Raw genomic sequence first — 21901 nt, 5'->3', positions numbered from 1 at the left:
TCAGGGTCGCGCCCATCGACGCCTCCGCGCTGCGCGGAGAGGAAGGACCGGCCATGGATCGGGCGATCTACGACGAGGACCACGACGCGTTCCGCGACGTCGTGAAGGAGTTCATCAAGCGGTACGCCACGGAGGAGAAGCGCAAGCAGTGGGACCGCGACGGCGAGATCGACCGCGAGACCATGCGCGCCGCCGGTGAGGCCGGCATCATCGGGCTGTCGGTGCCGGAGGAGTTCGGCGGCGCCGGGATGCTGCAGGACTACCGCTTCCGCTCGATCGTGCTGGAAGAGGTGATCGGCGCCGGGCAGGGCTCGCTCGCGGGCGCCCTCGGCATCCAGGACGACCTCGCGGTGCCCTACATCGTGCACATGGGCACGCAGGAGCAGAAGGAGAAGTGGCTGCCGGGGATGGCCACCGGCGAGATCCTCGGCGCCCTCGCGATGACCGAGCCGGGCGCCGGCTCCGACCTGCGCGGCATCAAGACCACCGCCAAGAAGGTCGACGGCGGCTACCTCGTCAACGGCGCCAAGACGTTCATCTCGTCGGGCAAGACCGCCGACATCGTGGTCACGTTCGTCAAGACGGGCGAGGGCAACAAGGCGGATGCTTTCAGCCTGCTGATCCTCGAAGACGGCATGGAGGGCTTCGACCACGGCAAGAAGCTCGAGAAGATGGGCTTCCACGGGTGGGACACCGCCGAGCTGTCCTTCACCGACGTGTTCGTGCCCGAGGAGAACCTGATCGGCGGCAAGGAGGGTCTCGGCTTCATCCAGCTCATGATGAACCTGCCGCTCGAGCGCCTGTCGATCGGCGTCGCCGCGGCCGCCGCCGGCGAGGCCGCGTTCGTGTGGACGCGCGACTACGTGCTCAGCCGCGAGGCGTTCGGGCAGCCGATCGCCGACTTCCAGAACACCCGCTTCAAGCTCGCCGACATGGCCACGACCGTCGACGTGATGTGGGCCTACAACGACCGAGCGATGATGCTCTACAAGGATCAGAAGCTCACGGCCGAAGAGGCCGCGAAGGTCAAGTTCTGGTCGACCGATCGCGAGTGGGAGCTGCTCGACACGGGCGTGCAGCTGCACGGCGGCTACGGCTACATCACCGAGTACCCGATCGCCCGCGCGTTCCTCGACGCCCGCGTGCACCGCATCTACGGCGGCACGAACGAGATCATGCGCGACATCGTGAGCCGCCAGATCGTCGGCAAGAAGTAGCGGACTCGACGCGCGGATGCCGCGACCCCGGCCCCTTCGCAGGGCCGCGGTCGCGGCATCCGCCGTTTCCGGCTCACGGCGGGGTCCGTGACATGACCGTAACAAAAAAGACTATTACCGGTAACTGTCTTTCCTATAACCTGAACCGCAACGCAGCGGAGCAACGTCGTCCGGTGCGTCCCTCTTCAGGAAAGGAACGCCGCAATCATGAGACGAGTTCCCCGCAGAGCCGTGGCCGCGGTCGCGGTGGGTGCCATCGCCCTGTCCCTCGCCCTCGCCGGCTGCGCCCCGTCTTCGTCGTCACCGAAGTCCGAGGTGCTGCGTGTGTGGGCCGGCAGCGCCACCCCCATCAACCACAACTTCAATCCCTTCGCCGTGGACACCGCCGTCCACGCCACGTTCGGCGCGATCTACGAGCCGCTCTTCTTCTTCAACCAGCTCTCCAGCGATCCGCCCTCGGGACTCATCGGCGAGTCGTACGAGTTCAGCCCCGACGGGATGACGCTCACCGTGAAGCTCAAGCCCGGCCAGAAATGGAACGACGGAGAGCCGCTCACCGCCGACGACGTCGTGTTCACGTTCGGCTACGGCGCGAACAAGAGCGACAAGCTCGTCTCGGCCACCGCCACCGACGACACCACGGTCGTGTTCACCTACACGGAGCCGCAGTTCACCTCCGCGCCGCTCCTGCTCGGCTCGACCTGGATCATCCCGAAGCACATCTGGTCGTCGATCAGCGACTACATGGCCGAGACGAACGAGCAGCCCGTGGGCTCGGGCCCCTACAAGGTGAAGAGCTTCTCGGATGCCGCCTACTCCGTCGAGGCGAACGCGAACTTCCGTGACGGGGCACCAGCCATCGCCGAGGTGCAGTACATCGGCCTCGACTCCAACCAGTCCGCCCAGGATCTGCTGACCACCGGGAAGATCGACTGGGTCGGCCAGTTCATCGCCAATCCGGGTCCGGTCACCGCGTCGGGTGAGATCGGCACCATGAACAATCAGCAGGATCCGACCACCATCGTGACGTGCGCGAGCGCGGCGCTGGGGTGCGCCGGGGCGCAGACCGATCCCGCGGTGCGGCAGGCGATCAACCTCGTGCTCGACCGTTCGACGATCGCCGAGAAGGCGTTCGCGGGGCTCGTCGCACCGAGCAACCCTGCGTTCGTGCTGCTGCCGCGCGACCAGCAGTGGCTGGCGGACACCGCCAACGGCGAGAGCCCCCAGAAGCCCGAGGTCGCCGCGGCCCAGAAGATCCTCGAGGCCGCCGGGTACACGAAGGGGGCGGACGGCTTCTACGGCAAGGACGGCGCGGCGATCGAGCTCGACCTCTTCTCGCCCGACGGCTGGACCGACTACAACGACACCGCCAAGCTCATCAGCGAGCAGGCGGCGGCAGCCGGCATCCGGATCAACGCCCGCACCGTCTCGGACGCGGAGTACTGGACGCCGATCTCGAACGGCGACTTCCAGCTCGCCCTGTACGGACTGACCCAGTCGCTCGTGGCCGATCCGTTCACGAACTACGACCAGTACTTCGGAGGCACCCACGCGGTGCCCGTCGGCGAGAGCCCCGTGACCGGTCAGAACTACGCGCGCTACAGCAACCCGGAGGTCGATGCCGCCATCGCGACGGCCGCCGCCACCGAGGACACGGCGGCCAAGCAGGCCGCCTACGCGACGATCCAGACGCGGATCGCGCAGGACCTGCCCTACATCCCCGTCGTGCTCAACGCGTCGCAGGCGTTCTTCAACGAGAAGAAGTTCTCGGGCTGGCCCACCTCGTCGGACATGTACGCCAACCCGCTGCCGTATCTGTCGACCGCGTCGGCGATCGTGCTGGCGCACCTGAAGCCCGCCGGGCAGTAGCAGACCGACTCATGGCGACGTGTCCTGATCGGCGAGAGGAGGGGACCGCGTGAACTTCTACGCGCGACGCATCACGTTCTACATCGTGACGCTGTGGGCGGCGGTCTCGCTCAACTTCCTCCTTCCGCGGATGCTGCCGGGAGACCCGGCGGCGATCATGCTGGGCAAGCTCCGCCGAGCCAACGGCGGGCGCCCGCTGTCGGAGGAGACGGTGCGCTCGATCACCTCGATCCTCGGCGCCGAGAAGGGCACGTCGCTGTGGGACCAGTACCTCGCGTACTGGGGACGACTGCTGCAGGGCGACCTGGGCATCTCGTCCACCCGCTATCCGGCGTCGGTCGGCGAACTCATCGCCGGCGCGCTTCCGTGGACCGTCGTGCTCGTGGGCACCGCGACGGTGCTGTCGTTCGTGATCGGACTCGTCGCCGGTGCCTGGGTGGGGTGGAAGCGGGGAACCGTCCTCGACCACCTGGTCCCCGCGACGACCGTGCTGCAGTCGATCCCCTACTTCTGGCTCGCCCTCGTGCTCGTCGCGGTGTTCTCCGTGCAGCTGGGACTGCTGCCCATCGTCGGCGGCTACGACGTGTTCGACTTCCCGGCCGGCCCCGAGTTCAGCGCCGAGTTCTTCGTCAGCGCCGTGCAGCACGCGATCCTCCCCGCGATCACGATCGTGCTGTCGTCGGTCGGCGGCTGGCTCCTCGGGATGCGCAACATGATGGTGTCGACGATGTCGGAGGACTACGTCGTCACCGCCGAGGCGAAGGGGCTCACCCCCTGGCGCATCCGCAACCGGTACGCCGCGCGCAACGCGGCGATCCCGAGCCTGGCCGGCTTCGGCATCGCGCTCGGCTTTGTCGTGGCCGGATCGATCGTGATGGAGCAGGTGTTCAGCTATCCCGGCATCGGCAAGCTCATGATCCAGGCGGTGCAGGGCCTGGATTACGCGCTCATGCAGGGCGTCTTCCTCGTCATCACCCTCACGGTGCTCGCCGCGAACTTCGTCATGGATCTGCTCTACGGACTGATCGATCCCCGAGTGAGGCACGATGGCTGACCCGATCACCGGAGTGGGCGGCGCCGTCGCCGCACCCGCTCCCGACTCGACGGCGACGATCGCGACGGCGCGGCTCGCCGGCATCCGTCACCTCCTCCCGCGCTGGGACGCGAAGCTCATCTGGGGCGTCGTGGTCGTCGGCCTGATCTGCCTGTTCGCCGTCTTCGGCCCGCTCATCGCGCAGGATCCGCGCGACTCCGGCAACGACGCCCTGCTGCCGCCGAGCGCCGATCATTGGCTGGGCACCACGAAGCTCGGCTACGACGTCTTCGCCCAGCTCGCTCACGGCACCGCCGGATCGCTCTTCGTCGGACTCGTCGGAGGGCTCGTCGCGCTCCTCCTCGCGATCGTCTTCGGCATCCTCGCCGGGTACTTCGGCGGCGTGCTCGACGAGATCCTGATGCTGATCACGAACATCATGCTGGTCATCCCCGGGCTGCCGCTCGTGATGGTGATCGCGGCCTACGTGCAGAACACCGAGGGCCTCGGACCGCTCGCGCGCAGCTCCTTCCTCGTCGCGATCATCCTCGGCGTCACCGGGTGGGCGGGCTCCGCGGTCGTGCTGCGCGCGCAGGCGCGGTCGCTGCGCACCCGCGAGTACGTGTCGGCGGCGCGCGTGGCAGGTGAGAAGCCATGGCGGGTGATCTTCGTCGAGGTCTTGCCCAACCTCGTGCCGCTGATCGCCGCGCAGTTCATCTTCGGCATCATCTTCGCGGTGCTCGGCGAGGCCGGGCTGTCGTACCTGGGACTCGGACCGACCGGCTCCATCACGCTGGGCACGATGCTCAACGACGCCCAGACCGGCCAGGCCGTGGGCACCGGGGCGTGGTGGTGGTTCGTGCCGCCCGGCGCGGTGATCGCCCTGCTCGGCATGGGGCTGTCGCTGATCAACTTCGCGATCGACGAGGTCGTGAACCCGAAGCTGCGGCTCGCCCCCCAGGCGGCGCGCCGGCAGCGGAAGGCCACGAGGCGCGGCGAGGGCGTCGCCGACGGAGGTGCGTTCGCATGACCGCTCCCGAGACGAACGGCGTGCCCGTGCTCACCGCGCGGAACGTGTCGATCCGCTACGAGGTCGACCCGCCGGTGCATGCGGTGACCGAGGTGTCGCTGACGCTCCACCGCGGCGAGATCCTGGGGCTGGCCGGTGAATCCGGATGCGGAAAGACCACCCTCGCGTACGGCATGAACCGTCTCCTGAAGGCGCCCGCGGTGATGACCGACGGCGAAGTCGTCTTCTCCGACGCGTCCGGGCAGGACATCGACGTCGTGAGCCTCTCCGGCGAGGGTCTGCGCCGTTACCGCTGGGACAAGGTGTCGATGGTGTTCCAGGGGTCGATGAACTCGCTCAACCCGGTGATGAACGTGCGCGCGCAGTTGCACGACGTGTTCCTCACCCACCGCCGCGGAATGAAGAAGGCGGCACGCGAGGCGCGCAGCGCCGAGCTGCTGCGCCTGGTCGGCGTCGACCCGGCACGACTGTCGAGCTACCCGCACCAGCTGTCCGGCGGCATGCGACAGCGGGTGATGATCGCGATGGCGCTCGCCCTCGACCCGCAGGTGATGATCATGGACGAGCCGACGACGGCGCTCGACGTCGTCGTGCAGCGGGGCATCATCCGCGAGATCATGCGCCTGCGCGAGGAGCTGGGCTTCGCGGTCATCTTCATCACCCACGACCTCCCGCTCCTCATCGAGATCAGCGACCGCATCGCCGTGATGCGGGCGGGGCGCATCATCGAGCAGGGCACCGCCGAGGACATCTACCGCCGTCCCGCCGAGGACTACACGAAGCAGCTGCTCGCGAGCTTCCCGAGTCTCACCGGCGCCCGCGGCGCGTTCATCCGCGGCCGCGGCGACCGCACCGATCCGACGACCGAGGAGGGCGAGGCATGACCGGCACGGGAACGGATGCCGCGGCGCGCGCGGCCGCGACGGGCACCCTCGAGGCCCGCAACCTCGTCAAGGACTTCCGGCTCCGCTCCGGGCTGCGGGCGTCGACCCTCCACGCGGTGAAGGACGTCTCCTTCACCCTCGAGCGCGGGAGGACGATCGCGCTCGTGGGCGAGAGCGGCTCGGGGAAATCGACGATCGCCCGCATGATCGCCAAGCTGGAGCATCCGTCGTCCGGATCCATCCTCCTCGACGGGGTGCCCTCCGCCACCCGCGGACGGGCGCTGGAGGCGTACCGCCGCGAGGTGCAGATGGTGTTCCAGGACCCGTTCGCCTCCCTCAACCCGTTCCACACGATCCGCCACCACATCGAGCGGCCGATCCGCATCCACCACCCGCAGCTCTCCGGTGCCGAGGTGCGCGCCCGTGCCCTGCAGCTGCTCGAGCGGGTGCGCCTCACCCCCGCGGCGACATTCGCGGACCGCCGCCCGCACGAGCTGTCGGGGGGGCAGCGGCAGCGCGTGGCGATCGCCCGCGCACTCGCGCCCGGGGCGCGGTTCATCGTCGCCGACGAGCCGGTCTCGATGCTCGACGTCTCGATCCGCCTGGGCGTGCTCAACCTGCTCGCCGATCTGCAGCGCGAGCAGGGCCTCGGCGTGCTCTACATCACGCACGACCTCGCCACCGCCCGGCACTTCTCCGACGAGATCCTCGTGATGTATCGCGGCGACATCGTCGAACGCGGCGCTTCGGATGATGTGATCCTGAATGCGCGTCACGAGTACACGCGATCGCTGCGGCAGGCCGCCGCCGACCCCGAGCGACTCGGTGCGCTGCGCGACGAGGTCCGTCGCGCGAGCGCCGGCGCAGGACAGAGGACCCCCGCATCATGACCACCGTCGACCCCGGCACGCCCACCTGGCTGCGCGCGCACAACGACCGCACGGCGCTGCGGCTCCTGCTCGAGCACGGCCCCCTGAGCAGATCGCGGCTCGGCGCCCTGTCGGGGCTCTCCAAGCCCACCGCGGGGCAGATGATCGCGCGCCTCGAACGCGCCGGGATCATCGAGCCGATGGGCGAGGTCGCCGCCACCCGCGGGCCGAACGCCGTCGTCTACGGCGTGCGCCGCGACGTCGTGACAGGCGTCGCGGTGAGCATCCTGGCCGACACCATCGAGGCGGTGCTGACCGATCCGGTCGACTCCGACCGTCCCGTCGTGGTGCTGCCGGTGACGGATGCCGCGCGGTCGCCCGAGACCGACGTGAACGCCGCGATCGACGCGGCCTGCCGTGCGGCGGGCGTCGACCGCAGCTCGGTGAGCGTCGTGGCGATCGGCGTGCAGGCGGCCGTGGACGTCGCCGCCGACGAGCTCTCCTTCACCGACACGCTGCCCGGCTGGCCGCAGTCCGGGGCGCGCGGCCGCATCGAGGCGGCCACCGGGATGATCGTCATCCTCGACAACGACGTCAACCTCGCGGCCGTCGCCGAGCGGGCGCGGGGAGCGATGACGGATGCCTCCGGGTTCACCTACCTCTGGCTCGGCGACGGTCTCGGCGTCGGGCTCGACATCGACGGCCGCATCCAGCGCGGCGCCGCCGGCAGCGCGGGCGAGATCGGCTACCTAGAGGTGCCGCGCTCCGCCGCCGCGCTCGATCCCGCGGCTGTCGATTTCACCGACCTCCTCGGGGGGCCCGCGGTCGCGGCGCTGCTCGGCGCGCCTCACCTCCCGCTCGTCGAGGCGCTGCGCGGCGCCGACGACGGCGCGTGGGAGCGCATCGCCGAGCGGGTCGGCCTGCTTCTCGCTCCGGTCGTCTCGCTGTTCGACCCGGCGGCGATCGTGCTCGGCGGCCCGACCGGCGTGGCCGGAGGTGAGCGGCTGGCGGCCCTCATCCAGCGACGGGTGGACGAGGGGCTGTACCCCCGCGTGGACCTGCGCGCATCCCGCCCGCACGTGGCGGTGCGCGCCAGCGCCACGGGCGACCAGTCCATCCTCCTCGGCGCGCGGCAGCTGCTCGTCGCCCATCTCCGCGACCGTCTCGAGACGTCGATCGCGATCTGACGCCCCGGCATCCACTCCCTCCGGAAGGAAGACAATGAAGCTCGCCATCGTCGGCGGAGGCTCGACCTACACTCCCGAGCTCATCGACGGCTTCACGCGGTACGCCGACGTGTTGCCGCTGACCGAGATCGCCCTGGTCGACCCCGACCCGCGGCGTCTCGAGCTCGTCGGCGGCATGGCGCGCCGCATGCTCGCGCGGGCGGGGAGTCCCGCGCGCATCCTCGCGACGAGCGACGTGCGCGAGGGCGTGGAGGGGGCGGATGCCGTGCTGCTCCAGCTGCGGATCGGCGGGCAGGATGCGCGGCACGCCGACGAGACGTGGCCGCACGACGCGCACTGCATCGGTCAGGAGACCACCGGACCGGGGGGCCTCGCCAAGGCGCTGCGCACGGTGCCGGTCGCGCTGGCGATCGCCGAGACGGTGCGGGCGCACGCGGCGCCGGGCGCCTGGATCGTCGACTTCACCAACCCCGTGGGGATCGTCACCCGCGCGCTCCTGCAGGCCGGGCACCGCGCCGTCGGGCTCTGCAACGTCGCCATCGGCTTCCAGCGGCGGTTCGCCGCGATCGCGGGCGTCTCGCCCGACGAGGTCGCGCTCGGGCATGTCGGGCTCAACCACCTGACCTGGGAGCGCAGCATCCGCGTCGGCGGTCGCGACATCCTTCCCGAGCTGCTTCGCGAGCGGCTCGGCGACCTCTCCGACGACGTGCATCTCGCTCCCGCACTGCTGACGCAGCTCGGCGCAGTGCCCTCGTACTACCTGCGCTACTACTACGCGCATGACGAGGTGCTCGCCGAGCAGCGGGCGGAGCCGTCGCGCGCCGAGGCCGTGCGTGCGATCGAGAACGAGCTGCTGGCCCTGTACGCCGACCCCGCCGTCGACACCAAGCCGGAGGCGCTGGAGCGGCGCGGCGGAGCGTTCTACTCCGAGGCGGCGGTCGAGCTGCTCGCCGCGATCCGCGGCGTGCCGGGTCCGGCCCGTGTCGTGAACCTGCGCAACGACGGGGTGCTGCCGTTCCTGCCCGACGATCATGTGATCGAGGTGCCTGCCCGCTTCGACGGTGCCCGGTTCGTCGCCGAGCCGGTCGCGCCGCTCGACGACGACGTGCGCGGACTGATCGCCGCCGTCGCCGGGTACGAGCGCCTGGCGCTGGATGCCGCGGTGCACGGCGGCCGCGAGAGGGTCGTGCGCGCGATGCGCGCGCACCCCCTCGTCCTCCAGCACGACCGTGCGGAGCGACTGACCGATCTGCTCCTCGGCGCGAACGCGAGGTTCCTGCCGTGGGCGTCGTGACCGCCGACGGCGTCATCGTCGCCGTCGACGGCGGCGGCACGAAGACCGACGCCGTCGCGCTGACCCGTGACGGAACCGTGATCGCGCACGTGCGCGGACCGGGCTCCAGCCCGCACTTCGAGGGCCTGGACCGCTCGGTCGAGATCGTCGACGCACTCGTGCACCAGGTCGCCGGGGAGGTGCCGGTCGTGCAAGCCGACCTGTACCTCTCCGGCGTCGACCTCCCGGTCGAGATCGCGCGCTACCGCGCCGCGGTGGCCGGGCTCGACTGGGCGCGCGCCGGCCTCGTGGTCGACAACGACCTGTTCGCGCTGCTGCGCGCCGGGACCGACGAGCCGGATGCCGCGGCCGTCGTGTGCGGCAGCGGCATCAACGCCGTCGGGGTGCGCGCCGACGGCGCGGTCGTGCGGTTCCCGTCGCTCGGTGCGCTGTCGGGCGATTGGGGCGGCGGCTCGGGACTCGGACCGGAGGCCCTCTGGCACGCCGCGCGCGCCGTCGACGGGCGCGGACCGGCGACCGCGCTCACCGCGGCGCTCGTCGACCACTTCGGTGTCGCCTCCGTCCCCGACCTCATCGCCGCCCTCCATCTGGGTGAGCGCGACAGCGCCGAGCTCACCGACCTCGCTCCGGCCATCTTCGACGCGGCGGCGACGGGCGACGCCGTGGCGCGGGGGCTGGTGGACCGGCAGGCCGACGAGATCGTCGCGTTCGTGCGCGCGATCGTCACGCGTCTCGACCTGGCCGAGCGTGACATCCCGATCGTGCTGGGGGGCAGCATCCTGCAGGCAGGTCACGCCCTCCTCGACGACCGCATCACCGCGGGGATCTCCGCCGTCGTGCCGCGCGCGCGGATCGTGCGTCCGTCCACCGCGCCGGTGGCCGGTGCCGCCGTCGCGGCGGCGCTGCACGCCGGCCTCGGCGCGGCAGAGCTCGGTCGCCTGCGGGCCGCGTTCGGCGCTCCCGCTCCGCTCCTCGCGGGGGGCTGACGGGACGGGCGGCGCTCCGTTCCGATCGCACGCTCGGGTCGAGCCACCGGGACGGATCCCGCGTCACGCCCAGATGGCGGCACCCCAGACGACCGCCCCCGACAGTGCCCAGAACGCCGCCACGAACACCGTGTCCCGTGCGCGCCAGGGCACGAGGTGGCGCTCGGTGCGATCGGGGTGGGCGCCGAAGGCGCGGGCGTCCATCGCCAGCGCCACCCGCTCGGCGTGCCGGATCGCCCCGGCCAGCAGGGGCACGAGATGGCCCCATCCGCGCGCGATCGCGGCGAACGGACCGCGCCCGCCGTGCGCGCCGCGCACCCGGTGCGCCTGGCGGATCACGTCGAGCTCGTGCCCGAACCGCGGCACGAACCGGAATGCCGCGAGCGCCGTGTACCCGACCCGGTACGGCACGCGCAGCTGCTGCACGGAGGCCCGCACGAGGTCGGGTCCGCTCGTGGACGCCCCCGGGATCAGACTCAGCGCGAACAGCGCCCCGAGCCTCAGCCCCGTGGCGAGACCGATCTCGAGCGCGCCCGCGTGCAGGCGCCACTCGCCGATGCGCCACACCACCGGGGTCATGGCGACCTGCGCGGCATCCGTCCATGCCGCGAACCCGATCGAGATCAGCAGCACGATCACCGGCAGCCCCACCAGGAGCGCGCCGAGCCCGCGGGTGATCCGTGCGCCGGCGAGCAGCACCGCGTAGGCGAGCACAAGCAGCACAGCCGGGGTGACGGGACCGCGCACGAACACGAGCGCGATCATGATCGGTACGACCGCGGCGAGCTTCGCGAGCGGGTTGAGCGTGGCCAGAGCGCCCGGTCCCGCGGCGGTCGCGTACGGGTCGGCGGTCATCGGGAGCTCCCCGGCAGGTCGGCCAGGCGCGCGACGCCGGCGAACCGCGGATGCCGCGTCACCCCCGCCAGCGCCCGGCGCAGGGGAGGCAGCCGCAGCCCGGCCGCCTCGATCAGGGCGCGATCGCCGAAGACGTCGGCGGTGGCGCCGGCGGCCAGGACACGCCCTCCGCCGAGCACGATCGTGCGGTCGGCGTGCTCGGTCACCAGCTGCATGTCGTGCGTCACGACGAGGACGGTGGCACCGGCGGAGCGCAGCTCGTCGAGGAGGGTGAGCAGCTCGTCGGCGCGGGCGCGGTCCTGCCCGAACGTCGGCTCGTCGAGCGCGAGCACGGGGGAGCTCGCGAGCTGGGCGGTGATGAGCGCCGTGCCGACCGAGAGCCTGCGCTTCTGCCCGCCCGACAGGTGGAACGGATGCGCATCGCGCTTGCCCTCGAGGCCGAAGCGGCGCAGCATCCGCTCGGTCCGATCGCGCACCTCGTCGGTGGGCAGCCGGCGCAGCCGCAGTCCGTGGGCGAGCTCGTCGAAGACGGTGTGCGCGACGAACTGGTGCTCGGGGTTCTGGAACACGAACCCGATCCGCGCCGCGAGGGTGCGCACGTCGGCGCGCCCCACGTCGATTCCGTCGAGGGTGACGGCGCCGCGCGGCGGCGCGATCACCCCGGCGATCGCCTGGATGAGGCTCGTCTTGCCCGCCCCGTTGGCGCCCACGATCGCGGTGAAAGATCCGCGGGCGATGTCGAGGTCGATGCCGTGCAGCACGTCGGTGCGCCCGCGGCCTCGCCCGCGCGCGAGCGTGAGACCCCGGACCCGGATGAGCGGCCGGCCCACCCGGTCGGGTTCGGCGTCCCGGCCGCCGTCGTGCGCACCCGTGCGAACGACGCTCGGAGAATCGCGCGATCCTCGGAGGATGGGGGCGGACGGCTCCGACGTCGGCGCGATGCTCCGGACCTCGTCGGCGGGGGCGTCCTCCGCCTCGAGCGCCGCGTGCAGCTCCGCAGGGGTGAGAGGGAGCGGATGCATCCGCCACCCCGCCGCCCGCAGCCGCAGCGCGGCGAGGGCCGAGACCGGCAGCCACACCCCGAGCGCGTGCAGTTCGGCGGCGCGCTCGCGCAGCACCGCACCGGCCGGACCGTCGGCCACGATGCATCCATCCTGGTCGAGCACCACGACCCGGTCGACGAGATCCATCGCCGCGTCGAGGTTGTGCTCGACCAGCACGACCGCTCGATCGCCGGTCGCCACGATCTCGGCCAGGGCCGCGTAGACCTCCTCGACGCCGGCCGGGTCGAGGTTCGCCGTGGGTTCGTCGAGCACGAGCAGCGGCGATCCCATCGCGAGGGCGCACGCGATCGCGAGCCGCTGCCTGCCGCCGCCCGACAGCCGATCGGGGTTGTCGGCGCGCCGCTCCCACAGCCCCACCCGACGCAGGGCGGCCTCGGCGCGGGCGAGCACCTCGGCCACCGGCATCCGCAGATTCTCGGGTCCGAAGGCCACCTCGTCGAGCACGGTGCCGGTCACCAGCTGGGCGTCGGGGTCCTGGAAGACCATGGCCACGCGGGTGCTGAGCTCGGCGACGGACGAGTCGGATGCCGCCATCCCCCCGACCTCGACGGTGCCGCGCACCTCGGCCGGAAGGTCGTGTGGGATGAGCCCGTTCAGGGCGAGGGTCAGGGTCGACTTGCCCGAGCCGCTCGGGCCCAGGAGCAGCACGACCTCCCCGGGAGCGACCGCGAACGTCACCGATGCGGGGGTCGCGGCATCCGCTCCGTCATGCGTGATCGCGAGGTCGCGCACCGTCAGCAGGGCGCTCGCCGTGCGCTCGGCGGCATCGCGCTCGGGTGCGGCCACGGTCTCGTCCGTTCGGGTAAGTCTCCCCTAACCTACCCGGCCCCCGCGCTCCTCCTCGAGGTCGGTGGGTGAGACCGCACTCCCGCATCGAGACGGCGGCGGACCGCAGGGGTCTCGATGCGGGAGTGAGGTCTCACCCGAGGGAGACGCGGGAGGGGGTCAGCGCCGGCGGGTGCCGATGCCCGCGCGGCGGAGGCCCGCACCGACGCCGAGGCCGGCGGCGGTCCACGCGACCGGGCCGACGACGGCCAGCACCAGACCGGCGACCAGCGCCCACGGGCCGAGCACCTTCAGGTGCGCGGCGAAGTACACCGCGGCCGCGACCACCGCGCCGATCACGATCGCCGAGATGAAGAAGCGCCACGGCGCCCATGAGCGGTACCGCACCACCGCGGCGACCAGCTCCTGGATCCCGCCGAACAGGATCGCGGTGCCCAGGAAGTTCAGCACGTAGATCGGCGCGACCGCGCTGGAGACGAGCGCCGCCAGCACGTGCGCGAGGAGGGCGACCCATGGCATCCGGAGCACTTCCTGCGCGATGATCCCGGGCAGCACGTGCACGCCCAGAAGCAGTCCGTACGCCCACGGCGTCAGGGCCAGGACGCCGACGGTGAGCCAGCCCGCGGCGCCTCCTACGAGCCCTGTTGCGACCCCGATCGCGGCGCACGTGAGCAGAACGCTCGTCGAGATGCGCGATCGCTGGGCCACCTGCTCAGCCTAGCGGGCACCTCTCATCAGATTCTCACAGTCGCCCATTGGCTGAGTGGATGCTGTGAGTTACGTTTGCGTCAGCCCAGTGCCGTCGCTGTACGGCGCCGGGTCACCCTCGCTCTCTCTCCCCAGAATCCATTGGAGCGCAGAATATGTCTCGCATCACCGTGCGAGCAGCCGCGGTCGTCACACTCGCCGCCCTGTTCACCGGATCCGCCGTCTCGGCCGGCTACGCGGCCAGCCCCGCACCGGATGCTCCCCCTCCGACGCCGATCGAGTCGCCCTCGGGCAACTACATCGTGCTGCTGGACGAGAAGCCGGTCGCGACCTACGACGGCGGCCAGCCGGGGCTGGCTCCCACCAAGCCCGACGAGGGCCAGAAGCTCGACGCGCAGGCCCCCGAGGTGAAGCAGTATCAGCGCTTCCTCGCGCAGCGACAGGACGCCGTGGCGCGGGAGACCGGCGTGCAGCCGCAGGCCACCTACCAGACCACCCTCAACGGGTTCAGCGCGAAGATGTCGCCTGAGGAGGCCGCGAAGGTCGCCGCCTCGAAGGGCGTGCTCGGGGTGTACCCCGACGAGATCCGCCACCCCGATGCCGTCCCGTCGACGCAGTTCCTCGGCCTCGAGGGCGACAGCGGCGTCTGGAACCGCCTCGGCGGCACGGACGGCGCCGGCAAGGGCGTCGTGGTCGGCGTGGTCGACACCGGCATCGCCCCCGAGAACAGGTCCTTCGCGGGCAACCCGCTCGGCACCGCACCCGGAACCGAGCCCTACCTCGCCGGAAACGACGTCGTCTTCACCAAGGGCGACGGCACCGACTTCCGCAGCGCCCGGGTGAGCGGCGACCAGTGGAGTGCGGATGCCTACTCCACCAAGCTCGTCGGCGCGAAGTACTTCTCCAGCGGGGCCGCGGCCACCGGATTCGACTTCCAGTACGACATCCTGTCGCCCCGCGACGGCGCCGGACACGGCTCGCACACGGCGAGCACCGCGGCCGGCAACAGCGGCGTGCCGGCCAGCGTCGGCGGCGTCGACTTCGGCACCATCTCGGGTGTCGCCCCGGCGGCGAAGGTCGCGGCGTACAAGGCCTGCTACGAGGGTCCCGACCCGGCCGACAACACCGACGACATCTGCGCCCTGAGCGACCTGCTCGACGCGATCGACGCGGCCGTCGCGGACGGCGTGGACGTCATCAACTACTCGATCGGCGGCGGCTCGGCCTCCAGTGTCCTCGCGCCCGATGACGTGTCCTTCCTCAACGCGGCCGCCGCGGGCGTGTTCGTCGCCGTCAGCGCCGGAAACTCCGGACCGGGCGCCTCGACCGCCGACCATGCCTCGCCCTGGTACACGACGGTCGCGGCATCCACCATCCCGACGTACGAGGGCACCGTGCGACTGCCGAACGGGTTCGAGGCCGTGGGCGACACCGTGACGGTGCCGTTCGGGCAGTCGATCACCGGGCCGGTCGTCTACGCCGGCGACATCGCCGCCCCGGGTGCCTCCAGCGCCAACGCCGCCCTCTGCCTCCCGAGTTCGATCGACCCGGCGAAGGCCGCCACCAAGATCGTCGTGTGCGATCGCGGCACGAACGCGCGCGCCGAGAAGTCCGAGGTGGTCAAGGCGGCCGGCGGGATCGGCATGATCCTCGTCAACGTCACGCCCAACTCGCTCGACAACGACTTCCACGCCGTGCCGACGATCCACATCGACTCGACGCACCGCACCGATCTGCTCGCCTACGTGCGGACGACGGCGGATGCCACGGCCACCCTGGTGAGCGGGAACAAGACCAACACGGTGACCCCGACCCCGGTGGTCGCGGGCTTCTCCAGCCGCGGACCCATGCTCGCCGGGGGGAGCGACGTGCTCAAGCCCGACATCTCGGCGCCGGGCGTCGCGATCCTCGCCGCGACGAACAACCCCGCCGGTCAGACTCCGACGTACGGGTTCCTCTCGGGGACGTCGATGTCGTCGCCGCACATCGCCGGACTCGCCGCGCTGTACCTCGGCGAGCGGCCGAAGGCCTCGCCCGCCGAGATCAAGTCGGCGATGATGACCACCGCCTACGACACGGTGAACGGCGACGGCTCGCCGAACACCGATCCGTTCGCGCAGGGCGCGGGACACGTCGACCCGACGAAGTACCTGGACACCGGGCTGCTGTACCTCAACGGTCCGAGCGACTGGGCGGCCTACATCCAGGGTCAGGGACTGGCCGACCTCCAGGTCGAGCCGATCGACGCCAGTCAGCTCAACCTCGCCTCGATCGCGATCGGCACCCTGTCCAAGCCCGAGACGATCACCCGCACGGTGACGGCCACGCGGCCGGGCATCTACACGGTGGATGCGAGCATCCCGGGCGTGGATGTCGTGGTCTCGCCGACGACGCTCACGTTCGACGAGGCCGGTCAGGCGAAGCCGTTCGAGGTGACGTTCACCAACCGGTCCGCCGCCGTCGAGCAGTGGGCGACCGGCTTCCTCACCTGGACGGGGGAGGACGGCAGCCGCGTGCGGTCGCCGCTGGCGGTGCAGCCCGTGACGGCGGATGCCCCGGCATCCGTCTCCGGCACCGGCATCACCGGCTCCACCGACGTGACGATCGACGCGGGGATCACCGGCGAGCTGCCGCTGAATCTCTCGGGCCTCGCCCCGGTCGAACTGCTCACCGATCCGACGCACCCGGTGCCGGGCCACTCCGGCGACCAGTCGTCGGGCGACGCCGACAAGAACGTGACGTGGACGCTCCAGGTGCCCGAAGGGGCGACCCTCGCGCAGTTCACCCTCGACTCGTCGGACGACACCGGAAGCGACCTGGACCTGTTCGTCTACCGCATCGTGAGCCCGACCGACCCGCGCTACTACGAGCGCTGGTCGTCGGCGACCGGATCGGCCGACGAGCAGGTGTCGCTCGCGAATCCCACCCCGGGCTACTACATGGTCGTGGCGAACGTGTACGCCACCACCCGGCCGATGACGTGGGACCTCACGTCGGCCGTCGTCACCCCGGGCGGCGTCGGATCGCTCACGGCAACCCCCAACCCGCTGCCGGTGACGCAGGGTCAGCCCGCGACGTACACCCTGTCGTGGACAGGGCTGCAGGCGGCCACGAAGTACCGCGGCGTCGTCGGCTACGGCGACTCGGCGGTGCGCACCGTGCTCACGGTCGACAGCGGACCGGCGGCTCCGGTGGCTACCGCCCCGCCCGTCGTGAGTGGCACTCCGAAGGTCGGGAAGACCCTCACGGCCACGCCCGGCACGTGGGATCCCGCCGACGTGCAGGTCGCGTACCAATGGCTGCGCGCCGGCCAGCCGATCGCGGGCGCCACGGCGGCGACCTACAAGGTGACGAAGGACGACGTGGGTTCGGCCCTGTCGGTGAAGGTCACCGCGACCGCGACCGGAAATCCCAACGTGGGCACCGCGACCAGCAACGAGGTCTTCGTCAAGTACACCTCGAAGACCAAGGTGACGATGAACCGGTACCTCGGCACGTCGTCGCAGAACTACGCGGTGACCGTCGCGGTCACCCCCTCCGGCGGTGAGCCCGCCAGCGGCGACGTGAGCGTGTGGGTCGGCTCGAAGAAGTACACCGGGACGCTGTCCGGCGGCGCGGTCACGATCGATCTGCCGAAGCAGTCGCGCGGCGTGCACGTCGTCGTGGTCTCGTACCCGGGCAGCGCGACGGTCGAGGAGTCCACCGGGGTCTCGGCGTTCCTCGTGCTGAGGTAGCTCCGATCGCCGCCGGGTCCGTTCAGACCCGGCGGCGGCGGGCCGTCAGGCGCACGGCGGGCAGCGGCGGGGCGGGGATGCGCTCGGCGCCGTGACCGACGACGTGACCGAATCGCGGGGCCGAGGCCTCCCACTCCTCGCGGGCGTCGACGATCTCCTCGTGCGTGCGGCCGACGAAGTTCCACCACATCACGATGTCGTCCTCGAACGGCTCACCGCCGAGCAGGAACACCGTGCCGCCCGTTTCGCTGGTCAGTTCGATCTCGGCGCGGTCGGTGCCGAGGTACAGCAGATGCTGCGGGCCGACGGAGACCGTCTCGAACGCATCGGTGGAGGCATCCACCTCTCCGAACACTCCCGCGATCGCATGCTCCCAGTCGGGGCGCAGCGGCACGCGCACGCGGGATCCGGCGGGGATGCGCACCTCGGCGCCCACGATCGGGGTGTGCACGGTGGCCGGGGATGCCGCGGCGCCCAGCTCGCCGAGCACGACCACGGCGGCGCCGGGCTCGCCGGCGACGGCATCGAGCGCGATCTCGGGAAGGCGCTCGTGCCGCTCGAAGGCCGGTGCGCCGTGACGGCGCGATTCGGGGAGCGCGACCCACAGCTGCAGCGCGTCGAGCGGGACGGGCCCGTCCCCGACGGAGTACTCCGAGTGCGCGATGCCGGCCCCGCTCGTCATGAGGTTGAGCACGCCGCGCCGCACGACGACGTCGCTGTCGACGGCGTCGCGATGGCGCACCTCCCCCTCGAACGGCCACGTCACGGTCTGCAGTCCGATGTGCGGATGCGGCTCCACCCGCATGGTCGTCACCTGCGGTCCGAATCGGTCCAGGAAGCACCACGCGCCCACCATCGGGAGCTCGCGCTGCGGGAGCGCACGGGTCACCTGCATGCCGCGCACCCCGCCGAGCGGCACCTCCCGGCTCTCGAGCAGGAGCGCGCGCGGTCCGGGGCTCACCGGGGTATCGCGTCGCTGAGCCATTTCCGATCGCTGCGCCCCGTCGGGTTGCGGAGCCCCCTCCGGGTGCGGATCCCGTCGAAGCGTCGTTCCGACTCCGTCGTCGGAGGGCTCGAGGTCGAGGCGGGTCATGCGCTCGCGCCCGCGTCATCGTCGCCGCGCCTCTCGCGCGGGACGGCTACGAGCCCCTCGACGGTGGGCCCCGCGAGATACCTCCGCACGAACGGGCACAGCGGCACGATCACCTCGCCGCGGCGGGCGACATCGGCGAGCGCCCGCCCGACGAGCACCGACCCGAGCCCCTGACCGGCGAACGCCGGGTCGATCACAGTGTGGGGGAAGACGAGTCGTCCCTGTGCGTCCGGCGCGAACTCCGTGAACCCGGTGAGCTCGCCGTCGACGTGCACCTCGTAGCGCCCCGCCTCGTCATTGCGGGTGACTGTCACGTTCTCGTCGCTCACCGGGTTCCTCTCGTCCGTGCTCTCAACGTAGGTCGCGCAGGCGATGTTCCGCCATGCCGTATGTCGCGGGTCCTTCCGATCGCCGAGACATTCTCCCCACGGCATTGAACTTCCCGCTCACGCAACCGACACGGTGAGCGCGCGCACCACTCGCACCATCGATGTCCGGCCACCGGTCGTCGTTCTCGGGTCGCGTGAGCGGGAGGTTCAACGGCCGGGAGGGTCGGGTCGTGGGCGACGGCGAGAGCGCCGGACTCGAGGTCGTGTGAGCGTGAGGTTCGACGCGCGGGAGAGAACATCTCGACCGATCGCCGGGCGGGAGGCGGGCATCCCGGGCGCGCCGACGGGTCCCCCGTGCGCCGGGCTGCGGAGAAAGGCGGCAGAGTGGGAGCATGCCGCCCACCCTCCTCGACCTCGTCCCGCGCGGGGCCGAGCCCGACGCGATCTACGACGGCTTCGTCGGCTGGGCCGGCGAACGCGGCATCACCCTCTACCCGGCGCAGGACGAGGCGGTCATCGAGATCGTGTCGGGCGCGCACGTGATCCTGTCCACCCCGACCGGAACGGGCAAGTCGCTCGTCGCGGTGGCCGCCCACGCGGCATCCTTCTCCCGCGGCGGCCGCTCCTATTACACGGCGCCAATCAAGGCGCTCGTGAGCGAGAAGTTCTTCGCCCTCGTCGACATCTTCGGTGCCGAGAACGTCGGGATGGTCACGGGCGATTCGTCGGTGAATCCGGATGCCTCGATCATCTGCTGCACGGCCGAGATCCTCGCCAATCTCGCCCTCCGGCACGGTCCCGACAGCGACGTCGACCAGGTCGTGATGGACGAGTTCCACTACTACGGCGACCCCGACCGGGGCTGGGCGTGGCAGGTGCCGCTGCTGCTCCTTCCTCGCGCGCAGTTCATCCTCATGTCGGCGACCCTCGGCGACGTCACGGCGATCGCCGACGACCTCTCGCGCCGCACCGGTCGCTCCACCGCCCTCGTCACGGGCGTGGAACGACCCGTGCCGCTGCACTTCTCCTACGCGCGCACTCCCATCCACGAGACCGTCGAGGAGCTCCTCGACACCCGGCAGGCGCCGGTCTACGTGGTGCACTTCTCGCAGGCCGCGGCGATGGAGCGGGCCCAGGCGCTGTCGTCGATCCGCATCGTCAGCCGCGAGCAGCGCGACGAGATCGCCGAGGCGATCGGGGGGTTCCGGTTCACGACGGTGTTCGGCCGCACCCTGTCGCGTTTCGTGCGAGCCGGCATCGGCGTGCACCACGCCGGCATGCTCCCGCGCTACCGGCGACTCGTGGAGACGCTCGCCCAGCGCGGACTCCTGCGGGTGATCTGCGGCACCGACACCCTGGGCGTCGGCATCAACGTGCCGATCCGGACGGTCCTCATCACAGCGCTCACGAAATACGACGGACAGCGGATGCGGCAGCTCAGCGCCCGCGAGTTCCACCAGATCGCCGGGCGCGCCGGCCGGGCGGGGTACGACACGGCGGGCACCGTCGTGGTGATGGCGCCGGAGCACGAGATCGAGAACGCCGCGGCCGTGGCGAAGGCGGGCGACGATCCGAAGAAGCTCAAGAAGGTGGTGCGCAAGAAGGCGCCGCAGGGGTTCGTGAACTGGGGCGAGGCATCCTTTGAACGTCTCGTCGACGCCGAGCCCGAGCCTCTCGTGCCCCGGCTGCAGCTCACCGCCGCCATGCTCATCAACGTGATCGCGCGCGGGGGCGACGTGTTCGCGAACGTGCGCTCGCTCGTCTTCGACAACCACGAGCCGCGAGCCCGGCAGTACGAGCTCGCCCGTCGCGCGATCGCGATCTTCCGCACGCTGGTGCAGGCCGACGTGGTCGAGGTGATCGGCGGCGTCATCCGGCTCACCGTCGACCTTCAGCCGAACTTCGCGCTCAACCAGCCGCTGTCGCCTTTCGCGCTCGCCGCGATCGCGCTGCTGGATCCCGATGATGCGGCGGGTGAGGCATCCGTCGGCACCGGGCACTATGCGCTCGACGTGGTGAGCATCATCGAGGCCACGCTCGACGACCCGCGTCCCGTGCTTTCGCAGCAGCAGTTCCTCGCGCGCGGCGAGGCGGTCGCGGCGATGAAGCGCGACGGGATCGAGTACGACGAGCGGATGGAGGCGCTCGAGCAGGTCACGTGGCCCAAACCGCTGGGGGAGCTGCTGGCGCAGTCGTTCGAGGTGTTCGCCTCGAGCCAGCCGTGGGTGCGCGACTTCGAACTGTCGCCCAAGTCGGTGGTGCGCGACATGTTCGAGCGGGCGCTGTCGTTCGCGGAGCTGATCAACGTCTACTCGCTGGCCCGCAGCGAGGGGCTGGTGCTGCGCTATCTGAGCGACGCCTACCGGGCGATCCGACAGACGGTGCCGGCGGAGGCGCAGACGGAGGCCCTCCTCGACCTCATCGCGTGGCTCGGCGAGCTCGTGCGGCAGGTCGATTCGAGCCTCGTCGACGAATGGGAGAGCCTCATCAACCCCGTGGACGACCCGACGGCGCCCGTCGTGCCGCCCGCGCCCCCGTCGGTGCTCACCAACCGCCGCGCGTTCCTGGTGCTGGTGCGCAACGAGCTGTTCCGACGCGTGCAGCTGGCGGCCCTCCAGCGCGACGACGAGCTCGCCGCCCTCGACCCCGACGTCGACTGGCCGGCGGCCCTCGACGCGTACTACGACGACCACGACGAGCTGCGCACCGGGGGACCGGCCCGCTCGCCGGCCCTCGTCGCGATCGACGAGACGGATGCCGCGGCTCACGGCGTCTGGCGGATCGAGCAGACCCTCGACGACCCGGCCGGCGACCACGACTGGCGCATCCGTGCGGAGGTCGACCTCGCGGCGTCCGAGGAGGAGGGCACCGCGGTCGTGCGCGTGACCGAGGTGCTGAGGCTGTAGCGCGGCATCCCGAAGCCGCACAGGACGGACCGGAGGCCCCGCACTCGCGTGCGGGGC

General features: G+C 71.3%; 16 protein-coding genes. 11 read left to right on the top strand and 5 right to left on the bottom strand.

The features are described 5' to 3' along the window. The first annotated feature begins 53 nt into the window (after nucleotides 1-53). The 9 genes from ACSJDX_RS05565 (at nucleotide 54) to ACSJDX_RS05525 (ending at nucleotide 10369) form a co-directional block, all read left to right on the top strand. Entirely contained in the window at nucleotides 54-1217 is a 1164-nt protein-coding gene (locus ACSJDX_RS05565) for an acyl-CoA dehydrogenase family protein (RefSeq protein WP_438354941.1), read from the top strand. A gap of 207 nt (nucleotides 1218-1424) precedes the next feature. Beyond that, entirely contained in the window at nucleotides 1425-3086 is a 1662-nt protein-coding gene (locus ACSJDX_RS05560; RefSeq protein ID WP_438354568.1) for an ABC transporter substrate-binding protein, read from the top strand. Nucleotides 3087-3135: 49 nt separating this feature from the next. Beyond that, nucleotides 3136-4140 carry an ABC transporter permease gene (locus ACSJDX_RS05555; protein WP_438354567.1) on the top strand — a complete coding sequence of 335 codons (1005 nt, stop codon included), beginning with the start codon at nucleotides 3136-3138 and terminating at the stop codon, nucleotides 4138-4140. Then, on the top strand, nucleotides 4133-5149 hold the full coding sequence (locus tag ACSJDX_RS05550) for an ABC transporter permease (RefSeq protein ID WP_438354566.1): 1017 nt from the start codon (nucleotides 4133-4135) through the stop codon (nucleotides 5147-5149). Before ACSJDX_RS05555 ends, ACSJDX_RS05550 begins: the two co-directional genes overlap by 8 nt. After that, nucleotides 5146-6033, top strand: a complete 888-nt coding sequence (locus ACSJDX_RS05545; RefSeq protein ID WP_438354565.1) for an ABC transporter ATP-binding protein — start codon at nucleotides 5146-5148, stop codon at nucleotides 6031-6033. Before ACSJDX_RS05550 ends, ACSJDX_RS05545 begins: the two co-directional genes overlap by 4 nt. Continuing rightward, on the top strand, nucleotides 6030-6923 hold the full coding sequence (locus ACSJDX_RS05540; protein ID WP_438354564.1) for an ABC transporter ATP-binding protein: 894 nt from the start codon (nucleotides 6030-6032) through the stop codon (nucleotides 6921-6923). Before ACSJDX_RS05545 ends, ACSJDX_RS05540 begins: the two co-directional genes overlap by 4 nt. Continuing rightward, nucleotides 6920-8089, top strand: coding sequence for an ROK family transcriptional regulator (locus ACSJDX_RS05535; RefSeq protein ID WP_438354563.1), 1170 nt, complete (start codon nucleotides 6920-6922; stop codon nucleotides 8087-8089). Before ACSJDX_RS05540 ends, ACSJDX_RS05535 begins: the two co-directional genes overlap by 4 nt. Before the next feature lie 34 nt (nucleotides 8090-8123). Further along, a complete protein-coding gene (locus ACSJDX_RS05530) occupies nucleotides 8124-9383 on the top strand; it encodes a 6-phospho-beta-glucosidase (RefSeq protein WP_438354562.1) in 1260 nt (419 codons plus the stop codon). Continuing rightward, nucleotides 9371-10369, top strand: coding sequence for an N-acetylglucosamine kinase (locus tag ACSJDX_RS05525; protein WP_438354561.1), 999 nt, complete (start codon nucleotides 9371-9373; stop codon nucleotides 10367-10369). The genes ACSJDX_RS05530 and ACSJDX_RS05525 overlap by 13 nt, the downstream gene beginning before the upstream one ends. Nucleotides 10370-10432: 63 nt before the next feature. Here ACSJDX_RS05525 and ACSJDX_RS05520 read toward each other — a convergent pair whose 3' ends face one another. The 3 genes from ACSJDX_RS05520 to ACSJDX_RS05510 all read right to left on the bottom strand — a co-directional run bounded on the left by ACSJDX_RS05520 (nucleotide 10433) and on the right by ACSJDX_RS05510 (nucleotide 13782). Next, entirely contained in the window at nucleotides 10433-11224 is a 792-nt protein-coding gene (locus ACSJDX_RS05520; protein ID WP_438354560.1) for an energy-coupling factor transporter transmembrane component T family protein, read from the bottom strand. Beyond that, nucleotides 11221-13074, bottom strand: coding sequence for an ABC transporter ATP-binding protein (locus ACSJDX_RS05515; RefSeq protein WP_438354559.1), 1854 nt, complete (start codon nucleotides 13072-13074; stop codon nucleotides 11221-11223). Before ACSJDX_RS05515 ends, ACSJDX_RS05520 begins: the two co-directional genes overlap by 4 nt. A gap of 159 nt (nucleotides 13075-13233) precedes the next feature. Beyond that, entirely contained in the window at nucleotides 13234-13782 is a 549-nt protein-coding gene (locus tag ACSJDX_RS05510) for an ECF transporter S component (RefSeq protein ID WP_438354558.1), read from the bottom strand. Between the two features lie 155 nt (nucleotides 13783-13937). On the opposite strand from ACSJDX_RS05510, the gene ACSJDX_RS05505 reads away from it, so the two are divergent. Further along, nucleotides 13938-17516, top strand: a complete 3579-nt coding sequence (locus tag ACSJDX_RS05505) for a S8 family serine peptidase (RefSeq protein WP_438354557.1) — start codon at nucleotides 13938-13940, stop codon at nucleotides 17514-17516. A 22-nt stretch (nucleotides 17517-17538) separates the two neighbouring features. Here ACSJDX_RS05505 and ACSJDX_RS05500 read toward each other — a convergent pair whose 3' ends face one another. Next, the gene (locus ACSJDX_RS05500) at nucleotides 17539-18501 is read right to left on the bottom strand and encodes a pirin family protein (RefSeq protein WP_438354556.1); all 963 of its coding nucleotides are present in this window, start codon (nucleotides 18499-18501) and stop codon (nucleotides 17539-17541) included. A gap of 104 nt (nucleotides 18502-18605) precedes the next feature. Beyond that, on the bottom strand, nucleotides 18606-18938 hold the full coding sequence (locus tag ACSJDX_RS05495) for a GNAT family N-acetyltransferase (protein WP_438354555.1): 333 nt from the start codon (nucleotides 18936-18938) through the stop codon (nucleotides 18606-18608). A 392-nt stretch (nucleotides 18939-19330) separates the two neighbouring features. Here ACSJDX_RS05495 and ACSJDX_RS05490 point away from each other — a divergent pair, with 392 nt between their 5' ends. After that, on the top strand, nucleotides 19331-21844 hold the full coding sequence (locus ACSJDX_RS05490) for a DEAD/DEAH box helicase (RefSeq protein ID WP_438354554.1): 2514 nt from the start codon (nucleotides 19331-19333) through the stop codon (nucleotides 21842-21844). The last annotated feature ends 57 nt before the right edge of the window (nucleotides 21845-21901 follow it).

The sequence above is a fragment of the Microbacterium fluminis genome (assembly GCF_051549805.1).
Classification (GTDB): Bacteria; Actinomycetota; Actinomycetes; order Actinomycetales; family Microbacteriaceae; genus Microbacterium.
Note: the sequence above shows the minus strand (reverse complement) of the source record. Positions and strands in the feature narration are given on the sequence as shown.

Excerpts from the sequence above, each read along its gene's own strand:
- ACSJDX_RS05565 (WP_438354941.1), top strand. The coding sequence starts at position 54 with ATGGATCGGGCGATCTACGACGAGGACCACGACGCGTTCCGCGACGTC.
- ACSJDX_RS05560 (WP_438354568.1), top strand. The coding sequence starts at position 1,425 with ATGAGACGAGTTCCCCGCAGAGCCGTGGCCGCGGTCGCGGTGGGTGCC.
- ACSJDX_RS05550 (WP_438354566.1), top strand. The coding sequence starts at position 4,133 with ATGGCTGACCCGATCACCGGAGTGGGCGGCGCCGTCGCCGCACCCGCT.
- ACSJDX_RS05545 (WP_438354565.1), top strand. The coding sequence starts at position 5,146 with ATGACCGCTCCCGAGACGAACGGCGTGCCCGTGCTCACCGCGCGGAAC.
- ACSJDX_RS05540 (WP_438354564.1), top strand. The coding sequence starts at position 6,030 with ATGACCGGCACGGGAACGGATGCCGCGGCGCGCGCGGCCGCGACGGGC.
- ACSJDX_RS05535 (WP_438354563.1), top strand. The coding sequence starts at position 6,920 with ATGACCACCGTCGACCCCGGCACGCCCACCTGGCTGCGCGCGCACAAC.
- ACSJDX_RS05530 (WP_438354562.1), top strand. The coding sequence starts at position 8,124 with ATGAAGCTCGCCATCGTCGGCGGAGGCTCGACCTACACTCCCGAGCTC.
- ACSJDX_RS05520 (WP_438354560.1), bottom strand. The coding sequence starts at position 11,224 with ATGACCGCCGACCCGTACGCGACCGCCGCGGGACCGGGCGCTCTGGCC.
- ACSJDX_RS05505 (WP_438354557.1), top strand. The coding sequence starts at position 13,938 with ATGTCTCGCATCACCGTGCGAGCAGCCGCGGTCGTCACACTCGCCGCC.
- ACSJDX_RS05500 (WP_438354556.1), bottom strand. The coding sequence starts at position 18,501 with ATGGCTCAGCGACGCGATACCCCGGTGAGCCCCGGACCGCGCGCGCTC.
- ACSJDX_RS05490 (WP_438354554.1), top strand. The coding sequence starts at position 19,331 with ATGCCGCCCACCCTCCTCGACCTCGTCCCGCGCGGGGCCGAGCCCGAC.